The sequence below is a fragment of the Paenibacillus sp. V4I9 genome (genome assembly GCF_030817295.1).
Lineage (GTDB): Bacteria > Bacillota > Bacilli > Paenibacillales > NBRC-103111 > Paenibacillus_E.
The window spans coordinates 7,660,025-7,675,421 of sequence record NZ_JAUSZE010000001.1; the positions used below are offsets into that span (position 1 = coordinate 7,660,025).

The following is a 15,397-nucleotide window of genomic DNA, read 5'->3' on the forward strand; positions in this document are numbered from 1 at the left end:
TATCTCCCTCATACGCAGGGCGAAAGTTCGAGGCAATCAGACTTTTGGAAACGTTTTCGATATGGTAAAACGAGACTAGGCAAGGGCTGAGGCATGGTGACAAGGCGAACGCGGCTTGTCGGAAATTTCTTTGAATCTATCAACTCATTCTGACAAACTTTCTGCTAGATTGTCTCTATACTAGAGAAACAAATAAGGAATGAATGGATGGTGTTCGAAAACATGCAGAGAAGAAGCTTAGGCACAGTGATTGGTGGCGGTTGGTCGGGATTGTGGCAGAAAGCGAAAACAGGCGCACATAGCGCTGCCGTAGAAAATCGATTCGTACAAGCCTTTGTAGCTAAGAAGTGGTCTTTACTGCTCATCGTGATGGCTTTCTTACTCGGTCGTGCGATGATTTTGGAACAGCTATCTCCGTTTGCGCTTGCGTTCATTGCTGTCATTTATATTACAAGGAGAGATATTTTACACTGGGTAGGTGTCGCTGCATTTGCGGGAAGCTTATTCTCGCTGAGTTCGAATACGGGTTATCTGGTTACGGAGATCATCGTTTTCTTACTCATCCAAAAAGCTTTGGAGAAATTTGAACGCTCCGATATTTCTTTAGCACCGCTGCTTGTATTCAGCTCGACCTTGCTGGTTCAGCTCTTTGCGGAGCTTGTAGTCTCCAACTTAAGCTGGTATACACTCATGATGGTCTCCGTAGAGGCACTGCTAAGTCTAGTACTGACGCTAATTTTTATTCAAGCGATTCCTGTATTTACGCTTACCCGTAAGAACTATCATTTGAAACATGAGGAAATTATTTGTCTGATTATCTTGTTGGCTTCTGTGATGACAGGAACGGTGAGCTGGGTCGTTGGTCCAATCACCGTAGAACACGTGCTGTCCCGGTATTTAATTCTATTATTTGCGCTGGTGGGAGGAGCGCCTTTCGGAGCTTCGGTAGGTGTCATTACGGGATTAATCCTAAGTCTTGCGAACAGCAATGCGGTTTATCAAATGAGTTTACTGGCTTTCTCGGGTATGTTAGCAGGGCTTCTCAAAGATGGTAATCGATTGGCTGTTGCTTTCGGAATGCTGCTCGGGTCATCGATACTTGCCTTCTATATGGGAACAGGGGTTGATGTGATCAATTCCACATGGGAGTCGCTTGCGGCCGTTGCACTCTTCCTGTTGACGCCGCGGAGTCTGATTCTGACTCTTGCTAAATATGTGCCCGGCACGCAGGAAAATCTGAAATCCCAACAGGACTATGCGAAACGGGTTAGGGATGTTACGGCAGGACGTGTGGAACAGTTTTCTGAAGTGTTCCGCCAGCTGGCGCGCAGCTTTAAGCAGTTGACGACCGATGATGCGGTGAGCCGCAAGGAGGAGGAAGTTGGACATTTCATGAATGCGGTTGCGCAGAAGGCTTGTGATTCCTGCTGGAAGAAGAGCCAGTGCTGGGATCAGAAATTTTATCAAACCTATACGTATATGACCGATATGATGACCCAAATTGAGATGAAGGAGAGTATGACGAAGAAGAATATTCCACCGGAGTGGAGGAAGGTATGTATTCGCACGGATCAAGTGCTGGATGTGATGAAGCAGCAGTATGGCTTGTACAAGAATGATTTGCATTGGAAAAAGCAGATTATGGATAGTCGGCATCTCGTGGCTGATCAGCTTTCGGGCGTGTCCCAAGTCATGGAGGACTTGGCCAAGGAGATTAAACGGGAAGGACAGGAGCTGTTCCTTCAAGAAGAGCAAATTCGTAATGCCCTGGAGGAGCTGGGCCTATCCATCCATACCATCGATATCATTTCCTTGGATGAAGGAAATATCGAGATTGAGATCATTCATCAATACACGAAGGGCTTCGATGAATGTCGGAAAATCATTGCGCCGCTCTTGAGCGAAATTATCGGCGAGAACGTCGCCGTCATGCGTGAAGAGATGCATGCGCGCGGCGAGGGCTACAGCACGGTCGTATTCGGCTCCGCCAAGGAATACGAGGTTGAGACCGGGGTCGCCGGCGCAGCCAAAGGGGGCGACCTCTTCTCGGGCGACAGCTTCTCCACGGTGGAGCTGGGCAATGGCAAGTATGCCGTGGCGCTTAGCGACGGCATGGGTAACGGCGAGCGAGCGCGTGCGGAGAGCCAAACGGCTCTGAGCATCCTGCAGCAGCTGCTGCAGTCAGGGATGGACGAGAAGCTGGCGATCAAGTCGCTGAACTCGGTATTGATGCTGCGCTCTTCGGATGAGATGTACGCGACTGTAGATATGGCCTTGATCGATATGTACAGCGCAAACACAACGTTCATGAAGATTGGCTCAACCCCTAGCTTCATTAAGCGCGGAACGGAAGTGATTTCGATATCGGCTAATAATCTGCCGGTCGGTATCCTGAGCGAGATTGATGTTGATCTGGTCTCGATTCCGCTCCAATCGGGTGATATCCTTGTCATGATGACAGATGGGATCTACGATGCACCGGGACATGCGGTAAACAAAGAGATGTGGATGAAGCGGATGATTCAGGAAATTGATACGACGATGCCGCAGGATTTTGCGGACTGTTTATTAGAAAGGATTTTCCGCCACCATCATGGCGAAATTCAAGATGATATGACCGTCGTTGTGGCAAGAGTTGAGAAGAGGCAGCCCGAGTGGGCCACATTCCGCTGGCCAGGAATTACGCGAATGGAGCGTCCCAAGACGGTTAGTTGATGGAGAATATTAAAGTTTGATTGAAGCTGTGACAGCTCATTTGCTGTTATAGCTTTTTTCTATCATTTCCTCCAATTTCCATTATGATGAAGGTGGGGTTGCTAACATGAAAAAAATGTCAGGAAGCCGCTTAAATACGTGTTCCGAAAAGCCGATATAACTATAAGGTTCCAAACCGCCGGAGCCGGACATTCCGATTGATACTGATAATGATGTGCCTTTAGGGGGAATTCCGCCTATCACTAAACCAGAGACCCTCCCGAAGACAGGGGAATCCAGCCATCTGTACGTGGAAATCGCAGGTATCACCTTAATCCTACTAGGGTCTTATCCTAAGAAGGAGATTCACTCGGTAAATCTTCAATCTTAAGACAGTCCGCCACTACCATTGGGCAGGGCTGTCTTTTTTTTGCACAGTTAGCCCGTGATTAGACTCTCTCATAAATGGAAAAACTAGGAGAAGAACTACTAGAGAGCTAATCTTTTCTTGGGCCAGGGAGGCAGATATCATGATGAAGCAGATTCTTTTAATTACAGATGGATGTTCCAATGTTGGGGTAAGTCCGGTAATAGCAGCAGCACAAGCACATACCGAAGGTGTTACCGTGAATGTCATCGGTGTGATAGACCATGGGGAGCTAGGGGTGCTAGGCTCTGAGGAGATTCAAGAAATTGCTGCGGCAGGCGGTGGGATGAGCCGAATCGTGAATTCAGGCCAACTTTCCCAGACGGTTCAGATGATGACGCGCAAAACGGTCACTACAACGATTCAGCATGCAGTAGGCAAGGAGTTGCAAAGTATTCTAGGATTTAATCAATTGGAACAATTACCACCAGAGAAGCGTGCTGAAGTGGTTCAAGTGATCGATACCATGAGTGAAACTACCTCACTCCGCGTTGCACTTTTAATAGATGCTAGTGCTAGTATGAAGCCTAAGCATGCAGCGGTGCGTGAAGCGATTCATGATCTTTTGCTTAGTCTTAGAGCCCGTAGCGGCAAGAGTGAGCTAGCAGTTTTCCACTTTCCGTCAACCAAAACAAGGGATCAGGAATTAGAAATGGATCTCAGTTGGACGAATCAACTTGCAAATTTAGACAAGATGTTCTATAAAATAAACATGAAGGGTACAACTCCGACAGGTCCGGCGTTACTGCAAACTTTGCAGTTCATAACGGAGAAGCCTATCTTATCAAAGACCGAGGATGGGATGCTGAGTGACTACGTGGTATGAAGACGCCTTCCGTCCAGGGTCAGAAATCCAAGGGAAATGGAACGGCCGGATGTATGTGGTCGAACGTTTATTAGGTGCTGGTTCCAACGGTGTAGTGGCTCTCGTACGAAAAGGAACAGCTAGATTTGCGCTTAAGGCAGGTCATGAAACGGTTGATCATCAATCGGAGATTAATTCCTTGCTTGCTATTTCGCTGACAGAAACCTCGTTCAAGAACTTTTTAATAGATGCTGATGATATGACAATAAATGGAAAAGAAGTTTCTTTCTATGTCATGCGATATATTGAGGGAATGACGATTTCTCATTTTATACATAAACGTGGTCAGGATTGGATCTATGTGATTGGTTCTAACATGCTTCGAAAGTTAACGGAAGTTCATAAGAGCGGCTATGTTTTCGGTGATCTGAAGATCGAGAATATGATCGTTTCCAATTATGGCGATGTGGATCTCATTGATTTTGGGGGTGTGACTCCTAAAGGCAGAGCGATTAAACAGTTAACCGAAGTGTATGACCGTGGCTTTTGGAATATGGGGGAGCGGGTTGCGGAAGAAAGCTATGATCTATTTTCATTTGCCATTTTACTATTAAAATCGCTCGATCAGCGTAAACGCTTCGCTGGTTTATCCAAAATGCTGCCTCAAAACCGAGATTTAGATCAACTAACAGCCATTATGCGTGAAAATGCAGTTGCCGCCCATATCGCGCCATTTCTTCATAAAGCTTTAAATAGTGAGTTTAATTCTTCGCAAGAAGCCTATCAGTACTGGAGAACGTTGGTCTCAGGTAAGAAGATTACGCAGTCAACACTCCAAATGCCATGGCTGAAAATATGCTTCGCCGCTTCTATTTTTATTTTTGGGGCAACGCTCTATATGTACTGGTAGCAGGACGGAAAGTGTAGGAATAGAAAGGAATACCCGATGGAAATCGATCTTGTTGCCCAGGTGGAACAGCGAATAAATGAAGAAAAGCTCGTCGATCCAGGAGATGTGGTGGTCGTTGCGGTTTCAGGAGGACCTGATTCCGTGGCGCTGCTTCATGTCCTTTTTTCCCTTGCTGAGCGTTATAGCTGGCAACTCGTTGTTGCGCATGTGAATCATCAATTCCGTGGCGCGGAATCAGATGCGGAAGCCTATTTCGTAGGAAAGCTTGCAGATGACCTAGGGCTTCCATGTGAAATCGGCGTCATTGATGTGCCCGCCTATATAGAGGAAACGTCACTGAATGGACAAGCCGCGGCACGTGAGAAGCGCTACGAATTTCTACATCAGATCGCAGCGATATATAGCGCTAAGCGTATTGCCTTCGCTCATCATGCGGATGATCAAGCCGAAACCGTCATGATGAGGATTCTGAGAGGGACAGGCCCTTCAGGCCTGGTTGGCATGCCGGAACGCAGGCGTGAAAAAAAAGTGGAACTGATTCGTCCGTTTTTACGTATATACAAAACAGATATTGTGAATTATTGTGCTCAGCATGAAATGGCGTATTGTAAGGATAGCAGCAATGAGCTGCGGAAGTATTTTCGCAATCAGATTCGGCTTGATGTGCTGCCGATGCTGAAGCAGTATAATGAACAACTTCCGGAGTCACTGAATCGATTGACGGATTTGATGCGAGCTGAGGATGATTATTTGGCCAAAGAAGCCGAAAAGGTTTTTCGCCGAATAACTACTTTCCAGCAAGCCTGCTGCCGCATAGAAAGACGTGATTTCACTGAGCTGCACGTTGCTTTACAAAGGCGTTTGATTAAATTAATATTAAACTGTCTTTGTTTGGAAAGAGATCGGTTGGATTTTATACGGATTGAAAGTATGCGTGAGTTGATTTTACAGGATCAAGTTTCTAATCAAGTCCTTCAGGTGGATGAACAGGTTTATATTGTGAGAGAATATGAATCTATTCAATTTCAGACCTTCGCTCCTTCTCCAAAGCCTTATTCTTATGAGGTTGGATTAGATACAAGCGAGCTGAGCCTGCCGGAAGTGGAAGCCAAACTGATCTGCTCATGGGTGCTGGTTAGTTCGAAGGAGACAGCTGCGTATTTCTCATCTGCAACGGACGTGTTTTTGGATCTGGATCAACTTAACTTGCCGCTTGTTGTAAGGAGTCGCAAGTCAGGAGATCGGTTTGAGCCGCATGGTTTAAATGGATCCAAAAAAGTAAAGGATATGTTCATTGATGCCAAAATGCCGCTAAGCCGGCGTGATGTCATTCCACTGCTGGTCGATGCTTCCGGGCAAATTCTCTGGATTGCTGGCTTTCGTAGGTCCAAGCACGCTCTGGTTGGACCAGATACAGTACGTGTACTTCATATGAAGCTAGTGCTGAAGTAATATGCGTAAATTTCGTTCTTCTAGAATGTAAATTTATAAGGATTCATAATATAAACTGGGGGGTTCATCCTTGTACAGCGACATTCAAGAAGTTCTTTACAGTGAAGAACAGATTCAAGACAAGATTAAAGAATTAGGGGAGAAACTCTCCATCGATTACGAAGGTAAGAACCCATTGGTTATCTGTGTGCTTAAGGGAGCTTTCATTTTCATGGCTGATCTTGTAAAGCAAATCAGAGTACCATTGGAACTTGATTTCATGGCTGTATCCAGCTATGGTCAATCCACGAAATCTTCTGGTGTAGTCAAGATTATCAAAGATCTTGATGTTCCCGTAGAAGGACGTCATATTCTTATCGTGGAGGACATTATCGATAGTGGTTTAACGCTGAGTTATCTGATAGATGTGCTAGAGCGACGCAATGCTAAGACGATTTCGGTCGTTGCGCTGTTTAATAAACCGGCACGCAGAACTGTGGACCTCGAACCTGAATATGCAGGTTATGTGCTTCCAGATGAGTTCGTAGTCGGATATGGTCTGGATTATGCAGAGAAATATCGCAACCTTCCATTTATCGGCATATTGAAACCAGAGATCTACAGTAGCTAATATCATTTCCCGCAGACTCATCAGCGCTGTTATGTTGTAGTGCTTTACCGGGATGTGGTAAAATAATAAACGTGTGCCGTTTGAGAGGAGGCTCGGGATGAATCGAATTATCCGGAATACCGGCTTTTATTTACTTATATTTTTGGTTACTGTAGGTATCGTCCATTTCATTAGTACCCAAAACGAGCAAAAGGAGTTAATTACTTACGATAAATTCCGCCAAGCGGTGGTTAACAAAAATGTGGAGTCCGTGACCTTAAAGTTTGATGGATACACATATTTGATTAAAGGTAAGTACATTAACCCACCAAGTGGTGCTGATAAGAAGAGCTTCGAAACCCATGCTCCGTTCGAGCCTATGGTCGTCCAGCTGATTGAAGCGAATGGCGTTCCATCCGAAACGTACGAGACTATGGAACGGGATAGCGTTTGGATTAGTTTCCTAACTTCCATCATCCCATTCGTCATTATCTTCATCTTGTTTTTCTTCCTGTTAAATCAGGCTCAAGGTGGCGGCGGCAAAGTGATGAACTTCGGCAAAAGCCGTGCCCGCTTATATAATGAGGAGAAAAAACGTGTCACATTTGAAGACGTGGCAGGAGCTGACGAAGAGAAGCAAGAATTGATCGAGGTTGTCGAATTCCTCAAAGATCCACGGAAATTCGCAGCTGTTGGTGCTAGAATTCCTAAAGGTGTTCTGCTCAATGGTCCTCCAGGAACCGGTAAAACCCTTCTTGCACGAGCTGTCGCTGGTGAAGCAGGCGTACCCTTCTTCAGTATTTCTGGTTCTGACTTCGTTGAGATGTTCGTCGGTGTCGGTGCTTCCCGTGTTCGTGACTTGTTCGAGAATGCGAAGAAGAACTCACCTTGTATCATTTTTATCGATGAGATCGATGCTGTAGGTCGTCAACGTGGCGCTGGCTTAGGCGGCGGACATGACGAGCGTGAACAAACACTTAATCAATTGCTGGTAGAAATGGACGGCTTTGGCGCGAACGAAGGTATCATTATCGTTGCAGCGACTAACCGCCCAGATATCCTTGACCCAGCCTTACTGCGTCCAGGTCGTTTTGACCGTCAAATCACGGTAGATCGTCCTGACATCAAAGGCCGCGAAGCTGTACTGAAAGTACATGCTCGCAACAAACCACTTGCCAAAGACGTGAAGCTGGACGCCTTATCTCGCTACACAACTGGATTCACAGGTGCAGATCTTGAGAATCTATTGAACGAATCAGCTTTGATTGCTGCTCGTCGTAACCGTAAAGACATTTCGATGGCTGAGATCGAGGAAGCTTTTGACCGTATTATTGTAGGTACACAGAAGAAAAGCCGGATTATCAGTGAGTCTGAGAAGCGCATTGTTGCTTATCATGAAGCCGGACACGCGATCATTGGTTATTATGCAGAGAATGCCGATATGGTGCACAAAGTCACGATCGTTCCGCGTGGACGCGCTGGCGGTTATGTCATGATGCTGCCCAAAGAAGGCGAAGATCGCATGATGCAGACGAAGAACGAATTGCTGGATAAAGTAACAGGACTCCTGGGAGGTCGTGTTTCCGAAGAACTATTTATCGGAGAAATTGGCACTGGGGCTTATAGTGACTTCCAGAAAGCAACCGGGATTGTTCGTCGCATGATCATGGAATACGGAATGAGCGATAAGCTTGGACCGATGCAGTTCGGTAGCTCGCAAGGCCAAGTATTCTTAGGCCGCGATATCGGACATGAGCAAAACTATAGTGATGCGATTGCTTATGAGATTGATCAAGAGATGCAAAGCTTTATTCGCACTTGTTACGAACGTGCTCGTGCGATGCTTACAGAGCATGCGGATCAGATTCATCTCGTAGCTAAAACGCTGCTTGAGAAAGAAACACTCGATAAAGACGAAATCATCGAGCTTCTAGAGAAAGGCAAATTGAATGCAAGCGCGGATGACGAAGAGGTCAAAGTGAACATTCAAGGACAAAGCCAATCTAGCGAAAGCAACAAATTAGAGTTAAACAAAGATAAAGATTCCAATTCGGATCATTCCGAAGAGTAACAAGCAATAGCAACTCGTAAATCCGGTGTACACGTCAGGTGTACCCGGATTTTCTGGTTTTTTCGGTATATTTGCGCATTGACAGGGGATGTGAGAATGTGTAAATTAGTTGTAAATCTCTAATTTTATTACGATTAGAACATACTACTGTTAATCCTATTTTTAGATAGACAAGAAGTACATTATACATCCCAGACAGGGGAGGAAGCACCATGGAAGCTCTAGCATTAGAACGCAAAGCGGAGCAGAACCGCGAACTCAAAGAACGGTTGCTGCAGCTTAAGAAAGAACGGAATGCTATTATTCTTGCTCATTATTATCAACGTGACGAAGTTCAAGAGGTTGCCGATTTCCGGGGGGATTCCTTTCTGCTTGCTCAGAAGGCAGCGCAAACCGATGCAGATGTAATTGTATTCTGTGGCGTACATTTCATGGGGGAAAGTGCTAAGATTCTTGCTCCTAACAAAACAGTCATTATTCCTGACGAACGTGCAGGCTGCCCGATGGCGGATATGGTGAATGTAGAAGGTTTACGTGCTCTGAAACGCCAGCATCCTAATGCCAAAGTGGTTGCTTACATTAACACATCTGCGGATGTGAAATCAGAAACAGATATTTGCTGTACATCGGCAAATGCCATCAACGTCATCAATTCCGTCGATTCAGATGAGATCATCTGGGTGCCGGATAAAAATTTGGGTGACTATGTATCAAAATTCACAAGCAAAAAAGTGATCATCTGGGAAGGCTATTGCAATACACATGATATGCTGACCGTTAAAGATGTGGAAGAAATGAGAGCCCAATATCCGAATGCTCAGTTCGTTGTTCATCCGGAATGTCGTCCAGAAGTAGTCAAACTGGGAGATTTCGTTGGTAGTACGACAGCGATTATCAAATATTGCAAAGAGTCCGATTGCAAAGAGTTTATCGTTGGAACAGAAGATGGAACTGGATACCAGCTTCGTCTGGACAGTCCAGATAAACAGTTCCATTTTGCAACCAAATACTTGGTATGCCCGAATATGAAAGTAAACAATTTGAAGAAAATTGTGAAATGTCTTGAAACGATGCAACCAGAGATTTACGTGCCAGAAGATGTAGCCGATAAAGCAAGATTGTCCTTAGAGCGCATGTTACAAGTAAAGTAGCATGCGCTACTCTCTTGTTTAATAGGTTGGGTACTCTCGCGAAGCATGCCAATATTCGATTAATCCATCGGATATCGGTTGCTTTGCGAGCTATTAATGGTGAAGAACAGGTGAAACGCATGATTCCTAGATACCTCGTAGATGTAGATTTAGATTCCATTCCTCATGTACATACAGATGTTATTGTGATTGGCGCGGGCATTGCAGGTTTATTCACAGCTCTACGCGCTAGTGAAAATAAGAAAGTGCTGATGATTACGAAGAAATCGCTCCTCGACAGTAACACACGCTATGCGCAAGGCGGAATTGCTGCTGTTATATCCGACGAGGATTCACCGGAATATCATATGCAGGATACACTGATCGCAGGTGCTGGTCTATGTTCGCCGGAGGCAGTTGACGTTCTCGTTCATGAAGGTCCCAACGGCGTTCAGGATCTCATTCGGATGGGTACCCAGTTCGATCTTGAGAACGGGGAGTTTGCTCTGACTAAAGAGGGAGCACACAGTCAGCGTCGCATTTTGCATGCGCATGGCGACGCCACTGGTGCTGAAATTGTACGAGCTCTATCGGAACGCACGAAGCAAGATCCGAACATTGAGATCTGGGACGATCACTTCGTGATCGACCTGATCACGCAAGATGGCGAGTGCTATGGTGCACTCGTACAGAAGCCTGGCGGCCAGCGGGTATTCGTCCGCGGCAATGCCACGATCCTTTGCTCCGGTGGGGCCGGGCAGCTGTTCCGCTACACCACAAACCCTGACATCGCCACAGGCGATGGGATTGCTATTGCTCATCGCGCAGGTGCGCAAATTCAGGACGTGGAATTTATTCAATTCCACCCTACAGCGCTTTGCTACCCTGGTGCTCCGCGCTTCCTGATCTCGGAAGCGGTGCGCGGCGAGGGGGCTTATCTCCGCAATATCAAGGGGGAGCGCTTCATGGAGCTTTATCATCCCCAGCTTGAGCTAGCGCCTAGGGATGTCGTGGCCCGTGCCATTGTCGACGAGATGGAGAATTGCAAATCGACCTTCGTCTATATCGACATAACGCATGAATCCGAAGAGTTAATTAAACATCGATTCCCAACGATATATGAATATTGTCTTAACTATGGTCTAGATATGAGCACCGACTGGATTCCGGTTGCTCCCGCAGCTCATTATATGATGGGCGGCGTCAAGACTGATCTTCACGGAGAAACGATCGTCCGCCGACTTTTTGCTTGTGGGGAAGTGTCTTCTACAGGTGTACATGGCGCTAATCGATTAGCCAGTAACTCCTTATCTGAAGCTATTGTGTTCGGCAGAAGAATCATTGAACGGATTCAAGAGCTTCCTCCTTTGCAAGGTAATATTCAAATACGTGCTGAATCGGAAGCGCCAAGAACGGAAATCCCGAATCAAGCTGTTGTCGAGAAAAAGCTTAAGCTGCAGAAGGTTATGCTGCGTTACGCGGGACTGAAACGTTCAGCCAAAGGCTTGCAAAAAGGGTATGATGAATTGGCAAGACAACTCTCCATCTTCGGTTCTTTGATGACGAAACGTGAAGATTATGAGTTTGCGAATTTACTTAATTGTGCACTTCTAACAACAACAGCGGCCCTAGCGCGGGAGGAAAGTCGTGGCGGTCATTACCGGGAAGATTTCCCTGAACGGGACGATCAAGCATGGAAGAAGCATATTGTTTTTAAGCGCGGGGAAGATAGCATTGAGGAGTGGATTTAACATGCTCGATTTAAATATGGAACTCATTCGTAAACATATTCGGCTTTGGCTGGAAGAGGATATTGGAACCGGCGATGTCACGACTCTGACAACGATCCCTTTGGAACATGCGTCCAAAGGGATTATCCACGTCAAAGAAGACGGAATAGTCTGTGGACTCCGAATCGCCCAAGAAGTTTTTGCAGTAGTCGATGCTTCTCTTCGTTTTGAAACAAAAGTAGTTGAAGGATCGTCTGTTTATAAAGGGACCATACTAGCTGAAGTGGAAGGCAATACGCGCAGTATTCTGCTAGGTGAACGATTAAGTCTTAATTTGATGCAGCGATTATCAGGAATTGCGACCAAGACTCGTGAGTTTGTCGATGCTTTAGAAGGCGTGCCGACTAGACTTGTCGATACACGGAAGACGACTCCGGGACACAGACTGCTTGAAAAGTATGCTGTACGAGTGGGTGGCGGTCATAATCACCGATTCGGACTCTACGATGCTGTGATGATTAAAGATAATCATATTAAAGGCTCAGGCGGCATCACACAAGCTATACAAGCGGCTCGACAGCAGATCCCCCACACGATGAAGATTGAGGTGGAGGTCGAGAATTTTGACCAATTACACGAAGCATTAGCGGCTGGTGCGGATATCATCATGCTCGATAATATGATTCCTGCAAAGATGAAAGAAGCAGTTTCCATAATTAAAAGTAAAGCGCCGCATATTGTAGTAGAGGGCTCAGGTTCTGTGACACCTCAGACCATTAAAGCGATGGCTGAAACGGGCGTCGATGTGATCTCCGTTGGGCGCTTGACGTATTCAGTTGCAGCGCTGGATATCTCATTAGATCTGAATGAGCGGAAGGAGACGGCGCTATGATTCTTGTTATCGATGTTGGGAATACGAATATTGTACTCGGCCTCTATCAAGAGCGAACGCTCCTTCATCACTGGCGGGTTAGTACGAACCGTTCAGCGACAGTCGATGAGTATGGGATGCAGCTGCATAGCCTTTTTCAACACTCGGGCATCTCATTTGCGCAGGTGGAAGGTGTCATTGTCTCTTCCGTTGTTCCTCCGCTTATGAATGTAATGGAAAACCTTTGCTTACACTATTTGAAAAGGACGCCATTCATCGTTGGTCCTGGCATTAAGACAGGACTGAACGTGCGTGTAGACAATCCCAAAGAGGTCGGCGCTGATCGTATAGTAAATGCTGTCGCGGCTCTTGAACTGTACGGGGCACCTTGTATCATTGTTGATTTCGGGACGGCCACCACATACGACTACATCGATCCTTCCCAGCAGCTTGTTGGCTGCGCGATTGCACCGGGAATCGGTATCTCAACGGAAGCTTTATATCAAAAGGCGGCGAAGCTGCCGCGCATCGAGCTGGTCAAACCGAAGAGCGTCGTCGGTCGTAATACCGTAGCGGCGATGCAGGCAGGGATTATTTTCGGCTATGTAGGCCAAGTTGATGGGATTGTCGAGCGTGTCATTCAAGAATTTAATGTCAATCCAACAGTTATTGCTACAGGTGGCCTTGCGGAGCTGATATCCAGTGAATCTCGTACCATTCAGATCGTCAATCCACTGCTGACCCTGCAAGGTCTACAAATGATTTATGAGAAAAATGCATAAGCTGTTTAAGGAAAGGATTTAACATGGGCGATTATTTAATTCGAGGAACGGCGCTAGAGGGAAAAGTTCGCGCTTTTGCCGTGGAAACGACTGTCCTCACAGAAGAACTTAGCCGAAGACACCAAACAACACCAACGGCCACGGCCGCATTAGGAAGAACGGCAGCTGCAAGTCTTCTTATTGCAGCCATGCTCAAAGGTGAAGAGCATCTCATTGTTCAAGTTAAAGGCGATGGACCCATCGGTCAAATTGTGGTCGATGCTAATGCGAAGGGTGAGGTGCGCGGTTATGTTGATAATCCGTTGGTTGATCCTCCCCTTAAGGAGAATGGCAAGCTAGATGTAGCTGCTGCAGTGGGAACTGATGGATTTCTGTACATAACGAAAGATTTAGGTATGAAAGAGCCTTATAAAGGCAGCGTTCCTCTCGTTTCAGGAGAATTGGCTGAAGATTTCACGTATTATTTTGCGAAGTCTGAACAAACGCCTTCAGCTGTTGCATTAGGGGTATTGGTCAATACAGATCACTCCATTCTTGCCTCAGGCGGATTCGTTATTCAACTGCTCCCAGGATTAACAAATGATGAAATTGGGGACATTGAAAAGATGCTCTCTCGCATTCCATCCTTCACAAGTATGCTCGGTGGGGGTTTGAATCTAGAAGAAATCCTCCAAACGGTACTACCATCTTTCCAGAAGCTTGATCAGATGGATGTCATGTTCCGCTGTAAATGCAGTCGTGAAAGAGTTGAAACTACGCTTATTTCCTTAGGGAAGACAGAGCTGCAAGAAATTCTTGAAGATGAAGGGTTTGCTGAAGTCGTTTGTCATTTCTGCAATGAAGCTTATCGCTTTAACGAAGATGATTTGAAGCGGATGATTGAACTATAGAGCAAGCAGCATTATAGATGTAAAGAGGGAGTCAGGATGCAGAACGTGAAGCGATTGTGGGGAGTCATTATCGTGATGGCTGTAGGTAATCTCGTGCTCGCATCCTTGCTGGTCACCCATACCATAAACCAATCAGAACCAAGTCAACCACCAGAACCTGAGAAGCAGGGTGAGCAGAAGAATGATCGGGTAGTCGCCAAAGTTGGAAATCGTGATATGACCATTCTGGAGCTTCAAACAGCTCTTGAACGTCATTATGGGGCAGAACTGCTGGGTCAAATGTTGGATCGTGAAGTGATACGTCTGGAAGGAAACGAGACAGGGACTTCGATTGGAAGCGCGGAGATTAACCGTGAGTTGAAACGGATGCAGCAAGGTTACGAGAGTGAACAACAATTTTATGCATCCATGCAAAATCAGTTAGGGTTGTCAGAGCAAGAAATCAAGGAAGATGTAACCAATAAGTTGTTACTCGAGAAGCTCGCAACCAAACATATTCAGATAACGGATGCTCAGGTAGAAGACTATATGAAGACGCATGCCGATGAATTCAAGCAAGATACCGAATATAATATCCTTCAAATTATCGTGTCAACCAAAGATCAAGCAAATAAAGTCATTGCGGAGCTGGCAAAAGGAGAGAGTTTTGCGACCCTTGCCAGAGATCGTTCCCTGGATGATGCAACCAATAACACCGGCGGTGATTTGGGTTGGATTGAAGGAGACGATCCCTTTGTTGCTGCTCCCGTTCTTGAGGCGGCGAAACTCTTAAAGGTTGGAGAAGTGAGTAAGCCAGTCCCTCTGCCACAGGGATTCGCGGTTGTGAAGCTGAAAAATCGGCGAGAGAAAGTAAATCCAGATCTTGCTTTCGTTCGAGAAAATGTGCGGAGAGAGCTAGCGCTTCGGGAAGCGCCGCCTCTCAAGGATTATGTTCAGCAGCTTCGAGGGAAATGGAAAGTTAGCATTCTTGACCCTCAATTGCGTTGACATTTTGTGAAAATATGGTTGACAACCAGTAAGTGCATTGATAAGATGAATGTATTAAT

13 protein-coding genes are annotated in these 15,397 nt (G+C 46.1%); all 13 read left to right on the forward strand.

All coding sequences use genetic code 11. From position 1 onward, the window contains the following. The first annotated feature begins 222 nt into the window (after positions 1 to 222). Complete coding sequence (gene spoIIE / locus QFZ81_RS35270) at positions 223 to 2,715, forward strand: stage II sporulation protein E (RefSeq protein ID WP_307606475.1); 2,493 nt, start codon at positions 223 to 225, stop codon at positions 2,713 to 2,715. 214 nt (positions 2,716 to 2,929) lie between these two features. Beyond that, positions 2,930 to 3,085, forward strand: a complete 156-nt coding sequence (locus QFZ81_RS37560; protein ID WP_373462560.1) for an LPXTG cell wall anchor domain-containing protein — start codon at positions 2,930 to 2,932, stop codon at positions 3,083 to 3,085. Between the two features lie 142 nt (positions 3,086 to 3,227). Beyond that, positions 3,228 to 3,947 (forward strand): vWA domain-containing protein, encoded by a 720-nt coding sequence (locus tag QFZ81_RS35275; protein WP_307449230.1) that lies wholly within the window; start codon positions 3,228 to 3,230, stop codon positions 3,945 to 3,947. After that, positions 3,931 to 4,836: a protein kinase domain-containing protein gene (locus QFZ81_RS35280; protein WP_307436283.1), complete on the forward strand. Its 906-nt coding sequence runs from the start codon at positions 3,931 to 3,933 to the stop codon at positions 4,834 to 4,836. Before QFZ81_RS35275 ends, QFZ81_RS35280 begins: the two co-directional genes overlap by 17 nt. Positions 4,837 to 4,872: 36 nt before the next feature. Further along, positions 4,873 to 6,288 carry a tRNA lysidine(34) synthetase TilS gene (tilS, locus tag QFZ81_RS35285; protein ID WP_307606477.1) on the forward strand — a complete coding sequence of 472 codons (1,416 nt, stop codon included), beginning with the start codon at positions 4,873 to 4,875 and terminating at the stop codon, positions 6,286 to 6,288. Between the two features lie 70 nt (positions 6,289 to 6,358). Continuing rightward, positions 6,359 to 6,898 carry a hypoxanthine phosphoribosyltransferase gene (gene hpt, locus QFZ81_RS35290; protein ID WP_307436277.1) on the forward strand — a complete coding sequence of 180 codons (540 nt, stop codon included), beginning with the start codon at positions 6,359 to 6,361 and terminating at the stop codon, positions 6,896 to 6,898. A gap of 97 nt (positions 6,899 to 6,995) precedes the next feature. Beyond that, on the forward strand, positions 6,996 to 8,948 hold the full coding sequence (gene ftsH / locus QFZ81_RS35295) for an ATP-dependent zinc metalloprotease FtsH (RefSeq protein WP_307436275.1): 1,953 nt from the start codon (positions 6,996 to 6,998) through the stop codon (positions 8,946 to 8,948). A 212-nt stretch (positions 8,949 to 9,160) separates the two neighbouring features. Beyond that, the gene (gene nadA / locus QFZ81_RS35300) at positions 9,161 to 10,099 is read left to right on the forward strand and encodes a quinolinate synthase NadA (RefSeq protein ID WP_047682971.1); all 939 of its coding nucleotides are present in this window, start codon (positions 9,161 to 9,163) and stop codon (positions 10,097 to 10,099) included. A 119-nt stretch (positions 10,100 to 10,218) separates the two neighbouring features. Beyond that, positions 10,219 to 11,829, forward strand: a complete 1,611-nt coding sequence (gene nadB, locus QFZ81_RS35305) for an L-aspartate oxidase (RefSeq protein WP_307449228.1) — start codon at positions 10,219 to 10,221, stop codon at positions 11,827 to 11,829. Between the two features lies 1 nt (position 11,830). After that, entirely contained in the window at positions 11,831 to 12,700 is an 870-nt protein-coding gene (nadC, locus tag QFZ81_RS35310) for a carboxylating nicotinate-nucleotide diphosphorylase (RefSeq protein ID WP_047682967.1), read from the forward strand. Next, on the forward strand, positions 12,697 to 13,461 hold the full coding sequence (locus QFZ81_RS35315; RefSeq protein ID WP_029197793.1) for a type III pantothenate kinase: 765 nt from the start codon (positions 12,697 to 12,699) through the stop codon (positions 13,459 to 13,461). The genes nadC and QFZ81_RS35315 overlap by 4 nt, the downstream gene beginning before the upstream one ends. A gap of 23 nt (positions 13,462 to 13,484) precedes the next feature. Then, positions 13,485 to 14,351, forward strand: a complete 867-nt coding sequence (hslO, locus tag QFZ81_RS35320) for an Hsp33 family molecular chaperone HslO (protein WP_307606479.1) — start codon at positions 13,485 to 13,487, stop codon at positions 14,349 to 14,351. A 36-nt stretch (positions 14,352 to 14,387) separates the two neighbouring features. Beyond that, on the forward strand, positions 14,388 to 15,338 hold the full coding sequence (locus tag QFZ81_RS35325; RefSeq protein ID WP_307436259.1) for a peptidyl-prolyl cis-trans isomerase: 951 nt from the start codon (positions 14,388 to 14,390) through the stop codon (positions 15,336 to 15,338). The last annotated feature ends 59 nt before the right edge of the window (positions 15,339 to 15,397 follow it).